Below are 19,290 nucleotides of genomic sequence, written 5' to 3' on the forward strand. Positions count from 1 at the left end.
TATTAGCTATCGAAGGCGCTGAAGCTGTAGCGCTGCGCATTGCTGCCGCACAGGTAGGGCAGTAGCGTCGACAAAAACTTGGGGGAGGAGTTGGCGCTCACCGTCGTATTATCCAGAAACGAGTTGATGTAAAAAGATTGTTGCTCAGCATTTACCAGATTCCGAATACCGGCGGCCCGGTTCTCGGCAAAAACACTCAGCGTCCATTGGCCCGCCGGCAAGTATTCATCCGTTTCGTAGAGAAGTATCTCGTAGGAAAAGCTACTGCCGCTGGTGCAGCTCAGCGAGGTGCCCAGTCGCCGCTCGGTGAGCGGCAGGAGCCGCGAGAAGCTGCCAGTGGCCGGGGCATCGCAGCCGTTGCGGCTGCACCGCAGGGTGCTGGTTGGCTGGTCCACCCCGCTGGGGTCGCGGTAGAGCCGCACCGTAATGTGGTAGCGCGGCACCCCGGTAGGCGACGCAATGGGGAAGTAAGAGATGTCGCCGCCCAAAATATGCGAAGCGTGCGCCGCCGGCTGCACACCCAGCCCCAACAGGACCACTACCAACCAGCGAAAGAGTAATTTTTTTTTACATAAGTAGTTAATTTTAAGATAATTAAAAAATTGTTGACAAACTGATTTGCGTCTACTTCGTTCCCGCGTTCCCGCTATTACCGTCCAGTATCTGAAACAGCTCGTCGAGCTTGGGCGTGAGAATAATTTCGGTGCGGCGGTTGAGGGCCTTGTCCTGGGGCGAGTCGTTGGCGGCCACGGGCACGTACTGCGAGCGGCCGGCGGCCGTGATGCGGCTGGGCTCCACGCCGGCCGTGGTGAGCAGGCGGGCAATGTCGGTGGCCCGCAGCGCGCTCAAATCCCAGTTGTCCTGGATGCCGCCGGTGGGGCGCATGGGCACGTTGTCGGTGTGGCCTTCCACTACCACGTTCACGTCTTTTTGCTCTTGCAGCACGGTGGCCAGCTTCTTGAGAGCCTCCTGGCCCTTGGGGTCCACTCGGCTGGAGCCCGACTTGAAGAGCAATTGCTCGGACAGCGACACGTACACCTTGCCGTCCTTCAGCTTGACTTGCAGGTCTTTGGAGTTGAAGCTGAGCAGGGCATTGCTCACGCGGGTCTTGAGGTCGTTCACGGCCTTGTCCTTGTCGGCCAGGGCCTGGGTAAGCTCGGTGAGCTTGGCTTCGCGGGCGGTGAGGTCGGCCTTGGTTTTTTGCAGGCTCAGGTCGAGGGTACCCAGCTCACTTTCGCGGGTGGCGAGGTCCTTGGCCAGCTTGCCGTAGTCGGCGTTGCGGTCGGCCAGGGCGCGGTCACTGTTTTTGAGCAGCTTGTCGTAGCTGTCGGTGAGTTGGGTGTAGAGGGTGCGGGTGCGCCGCAGGGCGTTGCCAGTTTGGGCGGAGTCGGCGGTGAGGCGCTTCTGGTCGAGACGCGCTTCGGCCAGGGCGTCGGTTGTTTTTTGGAGGTCCACCTTGGTTTGGCGCAGCTGGTTTTCGGCGGCGGTGTGGGCCTGCGCCTCGGTTTGCTGCCGGGCTTGCAGGTCTTCGTAGCGCTTGGCTGTGACGCAGCTAGTGAGGCCGGTGGCTCCGGCGGCCAGCAGCGCCAGCCCGAGCAGGGGAGAGGTAACGGAAAAAGACTTTTTCAACGCAGAAAATGCCGCCAGTGGCGGGCTAAGTGGTGGTGGGGGCAAGTTACGGCCGCCGTAGGCTTGCCCGTGGGCCCACTAGCTCGGCCGGCCGCCGCCGCCCCGGCCGCCAACTTTCGGCCCGATGGTAACTGTGGCGTAATTTTACCAGCCCGTAGATTGCCTAAAATTGCCAACGCCAACCCACCGGCCTGCGCGGTCTACTGGGCTTCTCAAATTCGTCATCCCACCAGTACCTCCCACTATGGCTTGGTTCAAGCGCCAGGAAAAGGGCATTATCACCCCCACCGAGCAAAAAAAAGAAACGCCCGACGGCCTGTGGTATAAGTGCCCCGAGTGCAAAACCGTGGCCAACATGGCCGAGCACAAACGACTGCATTACGTGTGCGGCAACTGCGGCTACCACGACCGCATCGACGCCAGCGCCTACTTCGAGCTGCTCTTCGACGGCGGCGAATTCACGGAGCTCGATGCCAACCTCACCTCCGGCGACCCGCTGCACTTCGTGGATACCAAGGCCTACCCGCAGCGCGTGCAGGCCACTGAAAAAAACACGGGCCTCAAGGATGCCGTGCGCACGGCCCACGGCCAAAGCGCGGGCCAGCCACTCGTTATCGCGGCCATGGATTTCCGCTTCATCGGCGGCTCGATGGGCTCGGTGGTGGGCGAAAAAATTGCCCGCGCCATCGACTACGCCCGCCAGCACCGCGTGCCTTTCCTCATGATTTCGCGCTCGGGCGGGGCCCGCATGATGGAAGCCGGCTACTCGCTCATGCAAATGGCCAAAACCTCGGCCAAGCTCGCGCTGCTTTCGGAGGCTAAAGTGCCGTATATCAGCTTATTGACTGACCCAACTACGGGCGGCGTTACGGCCTCGTTTGCCATGCTCGGCGACTTCAACATTGCCGAGCCGGGCGCGCTCATCGGCTTTGCCGGCCCCCGCGTCATCAAAGAAACCATCGGCAAAGACTTGCCCAAAGGCTTCCAGAGCGCCGAGTTTGTGCTGGAGCACGGCTTCCTCGATTTCATCGTGGACCGCCGCGAGCTCAAGCAGCGCCTCGCCGACCTACTTTCAATGGTGAATGGGTGAGTTGTGAATGAGTGAATGAGGAGATAAGTCATTCACTCATTGCCTCTGGCACGACTTTGGGAAAGCCCGCTTTGGTAACCAGAGCGGGCTTTTGCGTATAAGGCCCGGCTGAGTTATCAGCTTAATCACCAAAATCACTCAGAGATGATGACTTCTTCTAAGTCTTTCGTGGCCGCCCTACTGGCCTTCATTATGCTACTCGGCTCGTGCGCCTCGACGCGCCAACCCACTACCCAGCCCGACCTGTCTAGCAACAACGGCACCGGCGTGCGCAAGGACGGCATGAATAAAACCACCAAAGGCGGCCTGTTTGGGGCCGGTGGTGGGGCAGTAGTAGGCGGCGTAATCGGTGGCCTGCTGGGTGGTGGCAAAGGCACGGCGGCCGGCGCCATCCTGGGGGCTGCCGTGGGCGGCGGCGCGGGGGCGCTCATCGGCCGCAAAATGGACAAGCAGGCGCAGGAGCTGCAGCGCGACATGGCCAACGCCAAAGTAGAGCGCGTGGGCGAGGGCATCAAAATAACCTTCGACTCGGGCATCCTATTTGACACTAACAGCAGCGCGCTGCGCCCTGCTTCGCAGGCCGACATTGCCAAGCTGGCCACCACGCTGCAAAAATACCCCGATACCAACGTGCTGGTAGAAGGCCACACCGACAACACGGGCACCGACGCCATCAACCAGCCGCTGAGCGAAAGCCGCGCGCAATCGGTAGCCAGTGCCCTCACCGCTCAAAACGTGGCCAGCAGCCGCGTGACCACCAAAGGCTTCGGCTCGACCGAGCCCGTAGGTGACAATTCGACCACCGAAGGCAAGCAGGCCAACCGCCGCGTGGAAGTAGCCATCTTCGCCAACGAAAAGATGAAGAAGGCTGCTCAAAACGGCACATTGTAAGTCAGTTAGCCAATAATATAAAAAGCTCGGAGTCGGTAGCTCCGGGCTTTTTTTTGCTCTAAGTAGCAACTCTCTCTAGAGCTGCCGCGTTAAATAATCACGCTTCACACGCGTGCCAACTCATCCTATTCTACTAACTTTCTCTCTGCTGTTTTATGAAATCCTTCTCGAAGCTCTTCGCATTTCTGCTGTTATTTTTCGTGCTAGTAGGCACGGCCGCCCAGGCCCAGGATAAGCCTAAGGGCTGGAGCCGCAAGGCCAAAGGCGCTGCCATCGGTGGCGGTGGCGGAGCCGTAGTGGGCGGCCTGCTGGGCGGTGGCAAAGGTGCCCTCATCGGCGCTGGTGCTGGCGTAGTAGGTGGCGGCCTGGTAGGCCGCAACCAAGACAAGAAAAAAGACCCGGCTCGCTACAACCGCTACCGCAACAAGTAGGGCTGATAAATGCTGCAATACTATGGAAGCCCGGCCTTGGCCGGGCTTTTTTGCGTCCTACTGGTTCGGAGCTAAGCGGTACGCACCGCTGCTGGCAGATTGACTAAGTTTGGCAAGGTGGTTGCAATTGCCGAACTTGCCGCTGCATTATTACCGCGTGGTCATTTCGACTTTTTATTTTCATCCCATGAAAACCCTGAAACTCTCTTTTTCCTATTTGCTGGCCGTGTTGCTGCTACTGGGTCACTTTGCGCAGGCGCAGACTACCGTTACTACCGATAAGCCCAAGGGTATGAGTAAAACTGCGAAGGGCGGCATCATCGGCGGCTTGGGTGGGGCTGCCGGCGGAGCCATTCTGGGTCGCGTGATTGGCGGTAAGTCAGGCACGGCCAAGGGGGCCATCTTGGGAGCCGTGGTGGGTGGTGCGGGTGGTGCGCTCATTGGCCGCCGCATGGATAAGCAGGCCGCCGAGCTGCGCCGCGACCTCGAAGGGGCCACCGTAGAGCGCGTGGGCGAAGGTATCAAAATCACGTTTGCCTCGGGCATTCTGTTTGGTAGCAACTCCTCGACCCTGACCTCGGCTGCCGCCGGCAACATTGATGAGCTGGCCACTACACTGCAGAAATATGCCGATACCAACGTTACCATTGATGGCCATACCGATTCGTCGGGCTCCGATGCCATCAACCAGCCCCTGAGCCAGCGCCGCGCCCAGGCCGTAGCCAATGAGCTGACCACCAAAGGGGTAGAAACCAGCCGCATCACTGCCACCGGCTACGGCTCGACCCAGCCCGTGGGCGATAACACCACGGTAGCCGGCAAAGCCGCCAACCGCCGCGTGGAAGTAGCCATTTTCGCCAACGAGAAGATGCAGAAAGCCGCCAAGCGTGGCCAACTGTAAGAACCATTGGTTGGTACGAACTGAAGTAGCCGCAGCGGATTTCACAGCTGTTCAGCTTCTTTTCAAAGCAAGTAGATTGTAAAAAAAGCCGCCTGCTGGGCGGCTTTTTTCGTTTAGCAGCAATAGCTTTTAAAAACGAAAAATCCGTTGAATCTGTGGCACAGCCAGTAATTGATTATTCCGCCCCGCCGGCCGATAAGGCCCTGGCGGACCACACCCTGTTGGACAAGTTCTACGGCCGGGTGCCGACGGCCCCGCGCCGCACGCCTATGCGTGAGCTCATTTCGACGCTGCTCTCGCACCGCACCACCCACGCCGACGAAGAGCTGGCCTACGACCGCATGCTCGAAGCATTTGGCGACTGGGAGGGCGTGCTGCACGCGCCGCTCGATGACCTCATTCACGCCATTCGCACCACGCGCTGGCCGGCCACGCAGGCCCCGCGCATCCACGATATTCTGGCCCGCATCAAGGCCGAAACGGGCGGCAGTTTCTCGCTCGATTTCCTGGCCGACTGGACTACCGAGCGCGCCATGGAATGGCTCACCGATATGCCCGGTATCGGGCTGAAAACGGCCTCGCTGGTGCTGCTATTCAACTTCCGCAAGCCCGTGCTGCCCGTCGATGCCCACGTGCACCGCGTGATGCAGCGCCTGGGTGTGCTCGGCCCTAAGGTGACGGTGGAGAAGGCCCACGGCCTATTACTCGACTTGCTCAAGCCGCACCTCGACCCCGAAGGATTATTCAACTTTCACAAGCACAATTACTGGCACGGCCAGCAAATCTGCTTTTTCCAGCGCCCCAACTGCCCGCGCTGCCCACTTAAAGGGTTTTGCAACTACTACCAAGAGCAGTTTGGCGAAGCCACGCCGGAAGCGTTGGCCGCCACGCCCGCGCACTGGGACGCCGCCGCCTGGGGCAAGCTGCCGCATTGAGTGTGCGGTAAGCTTTAGCTTGCCGTGTACCAGTTAGTGGTTGGTCGCTTAGCAAACGGCAGGCTAAAGCTTACCGCATATCCAAGCTGAAGCTTACCCTACACTCCTACGTTACCTTTATACATGCGCCTCGTCAAGCACCCTGTTCTCTGCAACTACTACGTTACGTACCGTTGCAACGCAAAGTGCTCATTCTGTGATATTTGGGAAAAACCCTCGCCCTATATCACCTTGGCCGACGTAGAAACCAACCTGCGTGACCTTAAGCGGCTGGGAGTGAAGGTGATAGACTTTACCGGCGGCGAGCCGCTGCTGCACCGGCAGCTGCCCGAGTTCTTGGCGTTGGCTCGGCAAATGGGCTTCATCACCACCGTAACGACCAACGGCCTGCTCTATCCCAAGAATGCCGAAAAGCTGCGCGGGCTGGTCGATATGCTGCACTTCTCACTCGACAGCATCGACCGCGACACCCACGACCGGGGCCGCGGCGTAGCCTGCCACGACTTTGTGATGGAGAGCATTCGCGTGGCCAAGGAGCTAGGCGAGCGGCCCGACATCATCTTCACCGTTTTCCGCCACAACCTGAGCGAGCTGGAGCGCGTGTACCGCGAAATAACCCAGCCCAACGGCCTGATTCTCTTACTTAACCCGGCCTTCGAGTACGGCGACGTAGCCGCCGGCGAGCAGCTTACTGAGGAGGAGCTGGATTTCCTCTCCGCCTTCGGCAAGCGCAAGGGCGTGTACCTCAACGAAGGCTTTATTGCGCTGCGCCGCGACGGGGGCAACCACGTGGCCGCGCCCGTGTGCCGGGCCGCCAGCACCACGCTCGTCATCTCGCCCAGCAATGAGCTAGTGTTGCCCTGCTACCACTTGGGTCAACAGAAGTTTCCCATCGCTGGCCAACTCTTCGACCTCTACCACGCGCCCGAAACCCAGCGCCTCGCCGCCCTCGAAGGCCGCCTACCCCAGTGCGAGGGCTGCACCATCAACTGCTACATGCAGCCCAGCTTCGCGGTCGAAACCAGCAAGTATTTCTGGCAAGCCCTGCCCAGCACCTTGAAATACAACTGGGAAAAAGGCACCTGGAAGCGGTTACTCCCGATGTTTGGCTAAAGAACGACTTATTTCACTTCCTATGCCTGCGCTCCTCCTTCCCGTCCACGGTATTTCGCCCACCATTGGCCCCAACTGCTTTCTGGCCGACAACGCTACCATCGTTGGCGATGTAGTGCTGGGGCGTGGCTGCACGGTGTGGTTCACGGCCGTGATTCGGGGTGACGTGAACAGCATCCGCATCGGCGACGAAACCAACGTGCAGGACGGCGCGGTGCTGCACTGCACCTTCGAGCAGGCGGCCCTCACCATCGGCTCGCGCGTGAGCATCGGGCACCGGGCGCTGGTGCACGGCTGCACTGTGGAGGACGACGTGCTCATCGGCATGGGGGCCATCGTGATGGACCACGCCGTGGTGGGCACGGGCTGCATTATCGCGGCCGGGGCCGTGGTACTCGAAAACACCGTCTGCGAGCCCGGCTACCTCTACGCCGGCGTGCCCGCCCGCAAAGTCAAGCCCGTGAGCGAAGCCCAGACCGCCGGCCTGCGCCGCACGGCGGCTAATTACCAGCGGTACGCCAGTTGGTTTTCGCAGTAGGAAGTTGGTTAGTTGAATCACCGGGCTCCCAGTGCGTAGAACGCACAAAAAAGCCTGAGTAGCTCCTAAGCTATTCAGGCTTTTTTGTGCGTTTATTTTACTGTGGGCTCGGTCGTAGGCATGGTAGGTGCTGCCGCCGTACTAGGCGGTATGCGTGGGTGAGGCTTATAGATAGCCCCCGTAGCAAAGTCAACGCCTACTCCTAACAAGCCAACCAAAAACACATCAATTATTAGGGCAGCTACCCGTACTTCCCGTTGTGGTTGTCCGGGTAGGGGCCTTGTGCGTTGATATTCAGTAATATGCCCGCCAAATACCGTGGCACAGCTAGAGAGTGTAGTGGCGATAAGCCCGAAGGCCAGTAACTGGCGAAGTTTAAACATGCAGAAAGTAGGAAAGATGGGGGAGCGTAGGGGAGGCAGTGCCAACCAATGTTTCATGCAAAAGCCGTGACTTTCCACTACTGATGGTAAAGTCACGGCTTCTCAATCAGGGAGCGTTGCGCAAATTATTTGCCCGCAGGCTGAGGCTTATAGATGGCCCCCGTTGCGAAATCAACGATGGTGCCAGGCCAAAATAAGATAATGTCGGCAATGAGGGCACCAACCCGTACGTCGCGCTGCGGCTGGCCAGGAGCAGGCTTGGTTTTTTGATAGCTAGATACGGAGCCACCGAAAACAGTGGCGCAGCTGCTTAATGAGGAAAGGCTTGCCGCTAGCAAGCCAAGGGTTACCGCTTGTCGAAATCGAGTCATAGTATTGGGTTAGGGCGATTGTATAGTAGTTTATACAAATCGCGTGCAAGCTATGGCTATAACTTTGCTAATCCAAATAAATGACCTTTGTTGCTGATAACTTATCATGCCAAGCCATTTTGCGGCGGCTGAATAGTAGGCTAAAGGGCTCTAATGGCAGGAAACGACAGAGCGTGCGAATAAACAACTGACCGCTGCTAGGAGCAGAGTCATCTTGCGTTACCAAATGAGTGCCGGTTAATAGTTTGCCTATCGTACGCTTGAAAGCCATTTCTGCAGTTGCGTAGTAAGCAAACATCACCCCAAATACGGCAAATCTGTAGTATTCAGTCTTTAACAAGCCAGCCGGCAAAATGCGCAACAGCGCCAAGAACAAGAATAGTACACAGCCAATGTCAACTGCCCAGTTAGCAAAACGGCGCAATTTAGAAGCTTCCATAAAAAATAAACCGCACGGGACTTAGCAAGCGGCAAGCAAAGCTACGTGCTTACTGATGCCTGCTTAGCTCAATGTGCAAATAATTATTTTCCCGCAGCTTACTATGCAGCTATTGGGTCTACTTCCTCAGAAGGCGTAGTAGTGCTGATAACGCGCAGTTGCACCATCTCCACCACGCGGCCGGTGCGGCTGAGTACCCGAAACTCGTAGGGCTCCAACACGGCCACGTCGCCAATCTCGGGGATGTTGCCGTAAAGCACGTTGAGCAGGCCGCCTACACTCTCATAGTCCTCGCCTTCGGGCAGCGGGAAGGGGAGGTATTCGTTGGCATCGGGGATGGCCGTGGAGGTGTTCACGCGGTATTCGGTTTCCGAAATCTTCTCTACCACCGGCACCTCGTTGTCGTACTCGTCCTGGATTTCGCCCACCAGCTCCTCCATAATGTCCTCGATGGTGACGATGCCCGATACGCCGCCAAACTCGTCGCTCACCACCGCCATCACAATGTGCTTGCGCTGAAACTGGCGCAGCAGCCGGTTGATTTTCTTGGTTTCGGGCACGAAGTAGGCCGGGCGCATAATGCGCGCCAGCTCCAGCGGCTCGCCCCGCCGGATAATGGGCAGCAAGTCCTTGACATTGAGCACGCCCACGATATTGTCGATGTTGCCCTCGTACACCGGCATGCGAGAGTAGCCCTCGCTGAAGATGGTTTCGAGCAGCTTGTCTTCCGAGGCATTCACGTCGAGGGCGGCCAGCTTGGTGCGGGGTACCATTATCTGCTTCACCATGCGGTCGTTGAACTGAAACACGTTCTCAATCAGCTCGTGCTCAGAGTCTTGAATTTCGCCACTCTCCTTGCTTTGGTCGAGCAGCAGGCGCAGCTCATCAGAGGTGTGGGCCTCGGTGCCGTGCACGTTATCAATGCCCACGGCCCCCAGCAGCAGGTTGGAAGCCTTGGAAAGAAACCAGTTGAGGGGCAGCGTGGCCAGGTAAAAGGCGCGCAGCGGTATCACCAGCGCCAGGCTCACTGCCTCGGGCCGCTGAATAGCCAGTGCCTTCGGGAAAAGCTCCCCGAACAAGACGTGCATCACCGTGATAATCACCAAGCCGGTAACCACGGCAATGCTGTGCGCGGTAGCCGGTGCCAGGTTAATGCCCAAGTGCGTAACGCCGTCCAGAATAAGCTCGGTGGCTACTTCCTCACCTACGGCACCCAGTATAAGCGAGGCAATGGTAACACCTAGCTGCGTGGCCGATAGGTAGTTATACAGGTGTTTTATTACGCCCAGCGCCTGGCTAGCCAGGCGGCTACCCTCCTTGGCTTTAATCTCCAGCTGAGAAAGGCGTACCCGAATGAGTGAAAACTCGGCGGCGACGAAAAACCCGTTGACTAAAACCAGTAACAGGGTAAGCAGTATTTTTAAGCCCATGTAGTCGGTTCCCCTCAGACGCGGACGGTCGGGCAACCTTTATAACTACAAAAGTACGGACTTTGGCGGGGCAAGTTCATGTTCAGCTAAATAACCTGGCTCAGCAGGTACCCGCTAGCCACCTGGCTGGCAGGTATCAAGGCACTAGGCAGCCAGGTGCCTTCGTTATCGCACGCCAGTACATATTTTATTGATAGTAAAGAAGTTACAATTAATTAAGGGCTTTTGCCCGTCACTAGGTAAGCACTGACTGCCAGCTAGTTGGTGGGCTAACTACGCAAAAAAGGCGCATTCCCAATTGGGAATGCGCCTTTTTTAATGCTGTAGCGGAAGGACTTGAACCTCCATGAAGTAGTTAGGCGGCTGCTCCGAAAAGCGGCTGCTTTGTCCAGTTGCCTTCACCCCCGAGATAGGAGGGCGTGTCTGCCAGTTTCACCACACTACAAGGTTAGTATCGCCGCGCCGTTTGCGTTTTGATAGGTCAAAGGTAAGGTCGCATTTTGTTGTTATGCAAATTTTATTCAAAAAAGGTTAAAAAATTAATTAATCCTCAATGGTAAGGGCAATTGTCTGAATAATCTTCAGATAGGGGCTTAACTTTGCTTTTTATTCTAAATCCTGCCCCTAATGTCCCGCCCTTACGAATTAGATGATACCGACCGTCGTATTCTGCACTTACTGGTGCAGGACGCCAAATTGCCCTACTCCGAAATAGCCCGGCAGCTGCACGTGTCGGGTGGCACCATCCACAGCCGCATGACGCGGCTGGAGGAGCTGGGCATTGTGCGCGGGGCTACCCTCGACCTCGACCTGGCCAAGGTGGGCTTCGGCATTCAGGCCTTCCTGGGGATATTTCTGCTGAAAAGCTCTTACTGCGACAGCGTAATTGCGCAACTGCGTGAGGTGCCGGAAGTTATCAGCCTGCACTTCACCACGGGCAGCTACAACCTGTTTGCCCGGCTGGCCTGCCGCGACACCCAACACCTGCGCAACGTGCTGCACGACATGGTGCAGCAGATAGAAGGCGTGGAGCGTACCGAAACCCTGATTTCGCTGGAGGAGGTGTTTAGCCGCGCCGTGCAGCTGGAGGCCGTGGCCCCACTCTTGGCCTAGCCTTTATTTACAAGGGTCGGCAGTCAAGAGCAGTAGGTTAAAAACTTATTAATCAAGTTTTTAACCTACTGCTCTTGACTGCCGACTCTTGGTCAAAGAACACAAGATTTTGAGAATTGCGCTAGCCAATGCGGCGGCGTATGCAGGTGCGCAAAGGGGCAGCTAAGCCGCTGGCATTTCCGGGATTACTGGGTCGGGGGCGTTGGTAGCTGGCGGTGTGGCGGCTGGCCGCTGGCTCTGCACCAGCAGGCCCACGAGGGCTTCGACTAAGCCACCGCTGCCGGGGCCCGCACCAATGCCGCCCCCGTTGGCCTGCACATCAGGCGTAATTTTTACTTGGTTGTCGCCAATTATCTGCATCAGCTGCAAGGCCGTGAACTCGCGGGTACCCAGGCTGGCTACGCCCACTTGGTAGGCTTCAGCCTTGGCCTGGCCAATGACTCGGATGGCTTCGGCCTCGCCCACGCCGCGCAGGCGTGTGGCCTCCGAGTCGGCGATGGCGCGCAGGCGAGTGCTTTCGGCCTCGCCACCGGCCCGCAGCTTGGCCGCTTCGGCTTCACCGCGCACTTTCTTCACTTGTGAGTTGGCGTTTAGCTCGGCAATATTTACGCCTTGCTCGCTCTTTACCAGGTCACTCTGAATATCGGCGATGCTGGTTTCGCGCACCAGCGCCTGGCGCTGGGTTTGGGCGGCCTGCTGCACTTCGTAGGTTTTGCGCTGTTCCTCGGCCAGTTTGCGGTCGGTTTGGGTGGTCATGAGCTGGGCGGGCGGCACAATATCGCCAATGAGCGTGTCCACGGCCTGCACGTTGTAGGTAGCCAGGGCAGTCCGGATGAACATAGCCGCATCGTGCTGGCGCTCAGCCCGGTTGGTGAGGTAGTCGAGCACCGTATACGCCTGCGAGCTATTGCGAAAGTAGTTGCCCACAATCGGCTCCAGCACGTGGTCTACCAGGTTTTGCATCGAGCCCACCCGCGAGATAACGCGGGGCGCATCCAGCGCCCCCACATGGATAATCTGGGCCACATCGAGGTTAAACGAAAAGCCATCGCGCGAGCGTACCGTAATACTGCTCAAGGAGTTGTCGTAGCCGTGGGCTTCGGTGCGGGTGGCCCAGTTGAGCACAATGTTGGTGGTAGGGACCAGCTCGACGCGCATGATGCGGGTGTTGAGGGGCTGGCGGCCGGGGTAGAGCGGCGTAATCCAGATGCCTTTGTGGCCCACCTCCACGAGGTTGCCGTGGGTGAAATCATCGCCGCTCACGTCCTGCGCCGGGCGGCCCACGAAGGAAATGACCACGCCCACGTGGCCAATCGGAATCTCGGTCATGGGCACCTGCTCGACGCGGCAAAACCAGGGGTTCAGGTTCCAGGCCCCGCTCAGCAGCACCTGTTCTTGCAGGCCGCGCCGGCCACCCGCCACCAAAAAGCGCTGGGCATCCTGAAAGTTGTCGTGCTCGGGGATAACGGGGCCGGCAATTTCGCCCGGCTCGATAGGTACGCCGTCGAGGGTAGTTACAATGCCCACCGCGTCGGGGACCACGCGGTACACCACTAGCTCGTTGGGGTCCATGCCCAGGCTCTCCGCACTGCGCCGGGTGAGAATGGTAAAGAGCGCAGTGTTAATACGATAGGTGCCCGCCGTAAGAATGCCAAGCTGCCGGCCCTTCTCGCCACCCTTTATCAAAAAGGCCCGCGCATCCTGGTAGTCGTCGCATTCTACTACGCGGCCCAGCATGTGGCTGGGCGGAATAACCGCGCCGCCATTGGCCACTACCAGCCCAATTTCGCCCTGCGGCACCACCGTCACCGGCTCCTTGGTAACGGCAAACTGCCAGGGCCACAGAAAAAAATGCCAGCCGGGGGCCAGCGTGTCGGCCTGGTAGCCGGCCTCGCCCTCCAGGGCAATGAGCCGGCCCGGCCCCAGGCTGGTGCGGGCAAATTTCTTGGCCACAATGCCTACCTCTAATTCGCCAATGACGACGATACCCAGTAGCGACTTGGCTAGCAGCAGCAGCACCAACAGGCCCACCACTACGCCCACAAAGATGTAAAATATAGAAACGGTAATTATTAGCAGCATTGGAGCACGTAAGAAGTAGCAAATGGAGAAGTAAGACACAAAAAGGTCCTTCCCGAATGTGCCGGGAAGGACCTTATCGCTGGCCTGAGCCAAGCATTACATCTTGACCTTGGTGGTGGTGGTCTTGTTGGTTTTGTAGCGCATGTCGGCCGAGCCGTCGGCCTTCATGGGGCCGGTTTGGGTGGTCGTGGACTGCGTGGTTTTGTTGGCCTTGTAGCGCATATCGGGCGTGCCATCGGCCTTCATCTTGGCTTTGGTGGTAGTGGTGGCGGCCGGGGCCATCACGCCGTTTTTGGCAGTTGTGGTAGTGGTGTGCGACGTGGTGGCCGGGGCCATTTTAGTCGTCGTCATTTTGGTTGAGCTGCTGCTCATGGTGCTGGCGGCCGGGGCCGTTTGGGCCGAGGCCGAGAGGCTGCCAGCTACTAGCAAGGCGGTGAAGAAACCGAGGAGGCGTTTCATAAAACGGTGGGAAAATTGGTGAGGGAAAACACTGCCTTGCCAGGCAGTAATTGTGCCGAAATATAGGTGATTTTCTGCCACAGCCAGTGCCATGTGTGCGCGACTTAAACTTCGGTGGCGGCGGCTAGTCAAAGCCGGGCCACTCTGTTTGGGCAAGTGTTTCTGTTCGATTCTATTTCCAAGTTGTCATGAAGAAAAATCTGTTTTTCGCGGCCCTTTTCCTGGCCGTTACCTCCACGGCCTTTGCCCAGGTGGGGCCGCGGGCCCAGGCCACCGAGCGCGCCCGCATTCGGCAAGGAGCCCGCTCGGGTGAGCTCACGCGCCCCGAGGCCGCCCGCCTGCGAGCTCGGGAAGCCAACGTTACCGCCGATAAGCGCGCCGCCCGCGCCGATGGCGTAGTAACCCGCGGCGAGCGCCACGAAATACGGGGTGATAAGCGCCGCACCAGCCGCGCCATCTACCGCCAGAAGCACGACGGACAGGTGCGCTAAGAATTCTGCTATTAGCAGCAAAATCCTTCTACTGCTATCAGTAGAAGGATTTTTTGCATAAATATCTAATTAATAACGAGTTATTTTAAAAATATTTTTCTGTTAGCCAGCCCACAGTCACGGCAAATTATACTAATTGTGAAACTTTGCTAGGGAGTTTGAGTAAGCACAGCTTCATTTGCACACCCAACTATTCACACCCCATGAAAAATCTCCTACTCCTGGGCTTCGTGCTCACCGGCCTGTGCTTCGCAGAAACCGCTACTGCTGCTTCTTCCACTGCCACCGCCAGCGAAAAAGCATCGCCCGACCGGCACCGCCGGCACATGCAGCGCCTGCACCACCAATCGCAGTTGCGCGTGCGCCAGAACAAACGGTCGCGCTAAATTCTGAATACTACTAAACATGAAGAAGCCCCACGCTAAGACTAGCGTGGGGCTTCTTCGTGTTTACTAACGCTCCGAGGAGCATTGTTAAACAGCTAGTTTAAAGCTAGGCGGAAACCTGCGCTTCCAATTTCTGAGCTAACACGTGCTTGGGCACGGCACCCACTTGCTTGTCTACAATCTGACCGTTCTTGAATACTAGCAGCGTCGGGATGCTGCGGATACCGAACTTCATGGAAGTCTGGGGGTTAGCATCAACGTCAACCTTGCCTACGATGACTTTGCCTTCGTATTCGCCGGCCAGCTCCTCTACTACGGGGCCTACCATGCGGCAGGGGCCGCACCACTCGGCCCAGAAGTCTACGAGTACCGGCTTGTCCGAGTTGATTATCTCCTCGAAGTTGGCATCGGTTATTTCAATTGCTTTATGCGCCATGACGCTAAGAGTTGTTAAGTGAAAAAACGTCCGGCGTGTACGGCCAACGCGGCTGCAAGGTAGCGGAATGGGAGTAAAACAACGTGGCCACCGGAAAGTTCAGCCGGCGTTCACGCGGCTCATATCAGCGAGCACACGTCGAGCTCAAATTCATGCATCTTGTCGATAAACGTCTTAGGTTCAATCTGAAAGCGGCGCGAAAACATATCTACCGCCAGCCGTTCGTGGGGCTCCACAAACTGAATTTCCAGCCGTTTTGAGCCCTTCGAATGTTCAATGGCTTCCTGCAAACGGTCAATCATGGGGCCGGTTACGGTGCGCAGGTCGAGCTTCACGCGCACGCCTTTGCTGAGCTTGTCGGCCACCTGGGCCAGGGGTTCCATGGTTTTTATCTTCAGCTCCCACTGGTCCTGGGTGCCGTAGCGCAACTCCATCTTGCCGCGGATGTACATGGGCGGCACCTGTTCCTGCGGGTAGTTTTTGGGGTTGATGAGCGCGCTGAAGCGCGTGTAGTCATCGCGGAACAGCGCCAGGTTGATGCTAGAATCGTAGTCCTCCACGTTGAACGAGGCCATCGCCGAGCCGCTTTTGGTGGTGCGAAACGTCACGGCCGAGAGTAGACCAGCGATGTTCACGTCCTTACCCTTTTGCAGCTCCAGCTTGTCGAGGGCGCAGGTGCAGTAGGCGTCGATTTCCATGCGGAAAGCGTCGAGCGGATGGCCCGAAAGGTAGAAGCCCACCACTTCCTTTTCGCGGCGCAGCTTCTCGGGGGCGCTCCACTCTTCCAGGTCCTGCACCTTGGGCAGCGGGGCGGCCACCGCGCCAAACGCGCCGGCCCCGAAGAGGCTGTGCTGCGCCGATTCTTTGGCCGCCTGGTGCTGCTGGCCCAGCTTCATCGCCTTTTCGATGAGGTTCTGGTCGCCAGCCGGGGCATCCATAAACTGCCGGCGGTTATACTTCTCGAAGCCATCGAACGCGCCCGCCTGCGCCAGGCTTTCCCAGGTTTTCTTGTTAACCGAGCGCAGGTTCACGCGCTTGGCAAAGTCGAACACGTCGGAGAAGTGGCCGCTCTTCTGGCGCTCTTCCACCAGTTCCAATACGGCAGCTTCGCCCGCGCCCTTCACGGCGGCCAGGCCAAAGCGAATCTGGTTAGCGCGGGGCACGTTGAATTTTTGCTCTGATTCGTTCACGTCGGGGCCCAGCACGGCCACGCCCTGCTTGCGGGCTTCCTCAATGAAGAAGGTCACCTTCTTGATGTCGCCCATGTTGTTGGTGAGCACGGCGGCCATGTACTCGGCGGGGTAGTTAGCCTTCAGGTAACCAGTCTGATACGCTACCACCGAGTAGGCGGCCGAGTGACTTCTATTGAATCCGTATTCAGCAAACTTCTCCATCACGTCGAAGACTTCGTTGGCCTTCTTCGCCGGAATCTTGTGCAGCTCGCCCGCGCCCTTGATGAACTTCTCACGCTCCATCGCCATCTTTTTCATGTCCTTCTTACCCATGGCGCGGCGTAGCAAGTCGGCCCCGCCGAGCGAGTAGCCGGCCAGAATCTGCGCCGTCTGCATAATCTGCTCCTGGTACACCATGATGCCCTGGCTGTACTCCAGAATGGGCTTGAGCAGCTCGTGCGGGTACTCCACGGGCTCGCGGCCGTGCTTACGGTTGATAAAGTCGGGGATGAACTGCATCGGGCCGGGCCGGTACAGCGCGTTCATGGCAATCAAGTCCTCGATGTTGGTGGGCTTCAAGTCCTTGAGGTACATGCGCATGCCTTCCGACTCGAACTGGAACGTGCCGATGGTGTCGCCGCGCTGATACAGCGCGTAGGTCTTCTCATCATCGAGCGGAATGTTGTCGATGTCGATTTTGACGCCGTGGTTGCGCTCAATCAGGTTCATGGCATCTACGATGATGGTTAGGGTTTTGAGGCCCAGAAAGTCCATCTTTAGCATGCCCGCGCTCTCAATCACCTTGCCGTCGAACTGCGTCACGAGCAGGTCCGAGTCCTTGGAGGTTGAGACGGGGATGTACTTCGTGATGTCGTCGGGGGCAATGATGACGCCCGCCGCGTGGATACCCGTGTTGCGCACCGAGCCTTCGAGCAACCGGGCCAGCCCCAGAATCTGGCCTTTTAGGTCCTTCTGGTCTTCGAGCAGGGCGCGTAGCTCCGGCACGTCGCGGAAGGCCCCATCGAGGGTGGTGCCGGGCTTTTCGGGCACGAGCTTGGCTATCTCGTTGGCGGCGGGTAGGGGCAGCTCCAGCGCCCGCGCCACGTCCTTGATGCTCGACTTGGCGGCCATGGTGCCGAAAGTGATAATCTGGGCTACCTGCGTCTTGCCATACTTACCCACCACGTAGTCAATGACTTTCTGGCGGTTCACGTCGTCAAAATCAATGTCGATATCGGGCATCGACACTCGCTCGGGGTTCAAAAAGCGCTCAAACAGCAGCGAGTACTTGATGGGGTCGATGTTGGTGATGCCCACGCAGTAGGCCACCGCCGAGCCCGCCGCCGAGCCCCGGCCCGGCCCCACGGCTACGCCCACCGAGCGGCCGTGATTGATAAAGTCCTGGGTGATAAGAAAATAGCCCGCAAAGCCCATCGTCTCGATAATGCGCAGCTCGTAGTCCAGGCGCTCCTCAATTTCGGGCGTGCGCTCGGAGTAGCGGGGCGGCTTGGTCATGGTTACGGTGCCGTTGCCGGCTCCGGCGCCAAAGGCCCCCACGTAGGTCAGCTCGCGCAAAAAGGCGTCGGCGGTGGCAAACTGGGGCGGCAGCGGGAAGTTGGGGAGCAGGATGTCGCGCGCCAGCTTGGGCGGCGTTACCTTATCCACAATTTCGTTGGTGTTATCCACACTCTCAGGCACGTCGATGAACAAGGCGTTCATCTGCTCCTGGGTCTTGAAGAAGAACTGGTCGTTGGCGAAGCCGAAGCGCCGTTTGCGCTGCTTGGGCGGCTTTTGCAGCTCCTCGTCAATGCGCGAGAGCATGCGGCGGGCGTGCTCGTCGTTGCTGTGGTCGGCGCGCAGCTTGTCGAGCGTGTTGTAGTGCACGCGCTGGTCGGCGGTGAGGATAGTATAGTAGTTCGTCTCGAAATCACCGACCGGGATGCTGCGCTCCTCGGCCGTGTTCACGCACAGCAGCAGGTCGTGGGGCGCGTAATCGTCTTGGTTGACGTAGTGCGAGTCGTTGGTGCAGATAACCTTGACGTTGTGCTTCTTAGCCAGGCCCAGCAGCACCTGGTTTACGTCTTCCTGGCTTTTGCCAGTGCCGTCGAAGTTCATGAGCCCGTGGCGCTGAATCTCGATGTAGTAGTCGTCGCCAAACACGTCGAGCCACCATTTCAGCAGCTCCTCGGCCCGGTGCTCACTCTCAAACAGGATGGCCTGCGGAATCTCGGCCCCGATGCAGCAGCTGGTGGCAATCAGGCCCTCGTGATATTTAAGAATCAGCTCTTTGTCAATGCGTGGAAACTTGGAGTACACGCCCTCGATAAAGCTCATGGAGCTGAGCTTGCTTAGGTTGTGGTAGCCGGCCTGGTCCTTGGCCAGCAGCAGCTGGTGGTAGCGGTTGTCTTTTTCGCCTTTTTCGCGCAAAAACGTTTTCTTGTGGCGGTCGGCCACCATGTAAAACTCGGAGCCGATGATGGGCTTGACGTTATACTTATTAGCCTCGGCTACGAAGTTGAACGCCCCAAACATGTTGCCGTGGTCGGTGAGGGCCACGGCGGGCATGCCGTCGGCCTGCGCCTTTTTCATAAGCCCGCTGATGCTGGACTGGCCGTCGAGCAGTGAGTATTGGGTGTGCGAGTGGAGGTGCGAGAACGTGGGCATAACACAGGTGATTTAGAGGCGCGAGCGAAAAATGAATGATAGCAGAAAACTATTTTTCATCGAAATCTCACGTTTTTTCCTTGACCCTAAAGTTACCGCCTGTTGGGGGTTAGCGGTGCACTTCAGTTGAGTTAGTGCGCTTTCTTAACTGAAAATGAGCGTTGTATTTTAAACTACTGTCGAACTGTGGGAAGGGGCTTCGGGTTACCTTGCCAAAATGGGTCACATCGGCCCGCCGCCAGGGCTGCGTCCAGTTCCTCTTAGCTGCCTGCCGCGCCTATTTTTGCCAGGGCTCCCAGTTGCTGGGGGCCGAGGCAGGCTGCCCGCCGGGGGTAG

General features: G+C 58.1%; 18 protein-coding genes. 10 read left to right on the top strand and 8 right to left on the bottom strand.

Translation table 11 applies throughout. The features are described 5' to 3' along the window. Window positions 1-2: 2 nt before the first annotated feature. Together ACYVGC_RS12535 and ACYVGC_RS12540 are read right to left on the bottom strand one after the other, a co-directional pair. The gene (locus ACYVGC_RS12535) at window positions 3-545 is read right to left on the bottom strand and encodes a hypothetical protein (RefSeq protein WP_460584169.1); all 543 of its coding nucleotides are present in this window, start codon (window positions 543-545) and stop codon (window positions 3-5) included. A 79-nt stretch (window positions 546-624) separates the two neighbouring features. Further along, window positions 625-1,629 carry an OmpA/MotB family protein gene (locus ACYVGC_RS12540; protein WP_460584170.1) on the bottom strand — a complete coding sequence of 335 codons (1,005 nt, stop codon included), beginning with the start codon at window positions 1,627-1,629 and terminating at the stop codon, window positions 625-627. 244 nt (window positions 1,630-1,873) lie between these two features. On the opposite strand from ACYVGC_RS12540, the gene accD reads away from it, so the two are divergent. The 7 genes from accD to ACYVGC_RS12575 all read left to right on the top strand — a co-directional run bounded on the left by accD (window position 1,874) and on the right by ACYVGC_RS12575 (window position 7,528). Beyond that, on the top strand, window positions 1,874-2,719 hold the full coding sequence (gene accD, locus ACYVGC_RS12545) for an acetyl-CoA carboxylase carboxyltransferase subunit beta (protein ID WP_460584171.1): 846 nt from the start codon (window positions 1,874-1,876) through the stop codon (window positions 2,717-2,719). A gap of 144 nt (window positions 2,720-2,863) precedes the next feature. Beyond that, window positions 2,864-3,610 carry an OmpA family protein gene (locus ACYVGC_RS12550; protein WP_460584172.1) on the top strand — a complete coding sequence of 249 codons (747 nt, stop codon included), beginning with the start codon at window positions 2,864-2,866 and terminating at the stop codon, window positions 3,608-3,610. Between the two features lie 155 nt (window positions 3,611-3,765). After that, entirely contained in the window at window positions 3,766-4,041 is a 276-nt protein-coding gene (locus ACYVGC_RS12555; protein WP_460584173.1) for a YMGG-like glycine zipper-containing protein, read from the top strand. 187 nt (window positions 4,042-4,228) lie between these two features. Next, window positions 4,229-4,942 (top strand): OmpA family protein, encoded by a 714-nt coding sequence (locus ACYVGC_RS12560; protein WP_460584174.1) that lies wholly within the window; start codon window positions 4,229-4,231, stop codon window positions 4,940-4,942. A 155-nt stretch (window positions 4,943-5,097) separates the two neighbouring features. After that, window positions 5,098-5,877 (top strand): endonuclease III domain-containing protein, encoded by a 780-nt coding sequence (locus ACYVGC_RS12565; protein WP_460584175.1) that lies wholly within the window; start codon window positions 5,098-5,100, stop codon window positions 5,875-5,877. A 123-nt stretch (window positions 5,878-6,000) separates the two neighbouring features. Further along, entirely contained in the window at window positions 6,001-6,990 is a 990-nt protein-coding gene (locus ACYVGC_RS12570; RefSeq protein ID WP_460584176.1) for a radical SAM protein, read from the top strand. 22 nt (window positions 6,991-7,012) lie between these two features. Beyond that, entirely contained in the window at window positions 7,013-7,528 is a 516-nt protein-coding gene (locus ACYVGC_RS12575) for a gamma carbonic anhydrase family protein (RefSeq protein ID WP_460584177.1), read from the top strand. A gap of 821 nt (window positions 7,529-8,349) precedes the next feature. On the opposite strand, the gene ACYVGC_RS12580 is transcribed toward ACYVGC_RS12575, so the two are convergent. Both ACYVGC_RS12580 and ACYVGC_RS12585 read right to left on the bottom strand, forming a co-directional pair. Next, on the bottom strand, window positions 8,350-8,721 hold the full coding sequence (locus tag ACYVGC_RS12580; RefSeq protein WP_460584178.1) for an RDD family protein: 372 nt from the start codon (window positions 8,719-8,721) through the stop codon (window positions 8,350-8,352). A gap of 101 nt (window positions 8,722-8,822) precedes the next feature. Then, on the bottom strand, window positions 8,823-10,151 hold the full coding sequence (locus ACYVGC_RS12585) for a hemolysin family protein (RefSeq protein ID WP_460584179.1): 1,329 nt from the start codon (window positions 10,149-10,151) through the stop codon (window positions 8,823-8,825). A 627-nt stretch (window positions 10,152-10,778) separates the two neighbouring features. On the opposite strand from ACYVGC_RS12585, the gene ACYVGC_RS12590 reads away from it, so the two are divergent. Then, window positions 10,779-11,264 (top strand): Lrp/AsnC family transcriptional regulator, encoded by a 486-nt coding sequence (locus tag ACYVGC_RS12590; protein ID WP_460584180.1) that lies wholly within the window; start codon window positions 10,779-10,781, stop codon window positions 11,262-11,264. 162 nt (window positions 11,265-11,426) lie between these two features. On the opposite strand, the gene ACYVGC_RS12595 is transcribed toward ACYVGC_RS12590, so the two are convergent. Both ACYVGC_RS12595 and ACYVGC_RS12600 read right to left on the bottom strand, forming a co-directional pair. Further along, window positions 11,427-13,346, bottom strand: coding sequence for an SPFH domain-containing protein (locus tag ACYVGC_RS12595; protein ID WP_460584181.1), 1,920 nt, complete (start codon window positions 13,344-13,346; stop codon window positions 11,427-11,429). A gap of 96 nt (window positions 13,347-13,442) precedes the next feature. After that, a complete protein-coding gene (locus ACYVGC_RS12600; protein ID WP_460584182.1) occupies window positions 13,443-13,805 on the bottom strand; it encodes a hypothetical protein in 363 nt (120 codons plus the stop codon). A gap of 188 nt (window positions 13,806-13,993) precedes the next feature. On the opposite strand from ACYVGC_RS12600, the gene ACYVGC_RS12605 reads away from it, so the two are divergent. After that, complete coding sequence (locus ACYVGC_RS12605) at window positions 13,994-14,296, top strand: hypothetical protein (RefSeq protein WP_460584183.1); 303 nt, start codon at window positions 13,994-13,996, stop codon at window positions 14,294-14,296. 203 nt (window positions 14,297-14,499) lie between these two features. Next, the gene (locus tag ACYVGC_RS12610; protein ID WP_460584184.1) at window positions 14,500-14,682 is read left to right on the top strand and encodes a hypothetical protein; all 183 of its coding nucleotides are present in this window, start codon (window positions 14,500-14,502) and stop codon (window positions 14,680-14,682) included. Window positions 14,683-14,788: 106 nt separating this feature from the next. Here ACYVGC_RS12610 and trxA read toward each other — a convergent pair whose 3' ends face one another. Both trxA and dnaE read right to left on the bottom strand, forming a co-directional pair. Then, window positions 14,789-15,187 carry a thioredoxin gene (gene trxA / locus ACYVGC_RS12615; RefSeq protein WP_460584279.1) on the bottom strand — a complete coding sequence of 133 codons (399 nt, stop codon included), beginning with the start codon at window positions 15,185-15,187 and terminating at the stop codon, window positions 14,789-14,791. A 50-nt stretch (window positions 15,188-15,237) separates the two neighbouring features. Continuing rightward, window positions 15,238-18,954, bottom strand: a complete 3,717-nt coding sequence (dnaE, locus tag ACYVGC_RS12620; protein WP_460584185.1) for a DNA polymerase III subunit alpha — start codon at window positions 18,952-18,954, stop codon at window positions 15,238-15,240. Between the last annotated feature and the right edge of the window lie 336 nt (window positions 18,955-19,290).

This window comes from Hymenobacter arcticus, assembly GCF_054779975.1.

Excerpts from the sequence above, each read along its gene's own strand:
- accD (WP_460584171.1), top strand. The coding sequence starts at position 1,874 with ATGGCTTGGTTCAAGCGCCAGGAAAAGGGCATTATCACCCCCACCGAG.
- ACYVGC_RS12550 (WP_460584172.1), top strand. The coding sequence starts at position 2,864 with ATGATGACTTCTTCTAAGTCTTTCGTGGCCGCCCTACTGGCCTTCATT.
- ACYVGC_RS12555 (WP_460584173.1), top strand. The coding sequence starts at position 3,766 with ATGAAATCCTTCTCGAAGCTCTTCGCATTTCTGCTGTTATTTTTCGTG.
- ACYVGC_RS12560 (WP_460584174.1), top strand. The coding sequence starts at position 4,229 with ATGAAAACCCTGAAACTCTCTTTTTCCTATTTGCTGGCCGTGTTGCTG.
- ACYVGC_RS12570 (WP_460584176.1), top strand. The coding sequence starts at position 6,001 with ATGCGCCTCGTCAAGCACCCTGTTCTCTGCAACTACTACGTTACGTAC.
- ACYVGC_RS12575 (WP_460584177.1), top strand. The coding sequence starts at position 7,013 with ATGCCTGCGCTCCTCCTTCCCGTCCACGGTATTTCGCCCACCATTGGC.
- ACYVGC_RS12580 (WP_460584178.1), bottom strand. The coding sequence starts at position 8,721 with ATGGAAGCTTCTAAATTGCGCCGTTTTGCTAACTGGGCAGTTGACATT.
- ACYVGC_RS12585 (WP_460584179.1), bottom strand. The coding sequence starts at position 10,151 with ATGGGCTTAAAAATACTGCTTACCCTGTTACTGGTTTTAGTCAACGGG.
- ACYVGC_RS12590 (WP_460584180.1), top strand. The coding sequence starts at position 10,779 with ATGTCCCGCCCTTACGAATTAGATGATACCGACCGTCGTATTCTGCAC.
- ACYVGC_RS12595 (WP_460584181.1), bottom strand. The coding sequence starts at position 13,346 with ATGCTGCTAATAATTACCGTTTCTATATTTTACATCTTTGTGGGCGTA.
- ACYVGC_RS12600 (WP_460584182.1), bottom strand. The coding sequence starts at position 13,805 with ATGAAACGCCTCCTCGGTTTCTTCACCGCCTTGCTAGTAGCTGGCAGC.
- ACYVGC_RS12605 (WP_460584183.1), top strand. The coding sequence starts at position 13,994 with ATGAAGAAAAATCTGTTTTTCGCGGCCCTTTTCCTGGCCGTTACCTCC.
- ACYVGC_RS12610 (WP_460584184.1), top strand. The coding sequence starts at position 14,500 with ATGAAAAATCTCCTACTCCTGGGCTTCGTGCTCACCGGCCTGTGCTTC.
- dnaE (WP_460584185.1), bottom strand. The coding sequence starts at position 18,954 with ATGCCCACGTTCTCGCACCTCCACTCGCACACCCAATACTCACTGCTC.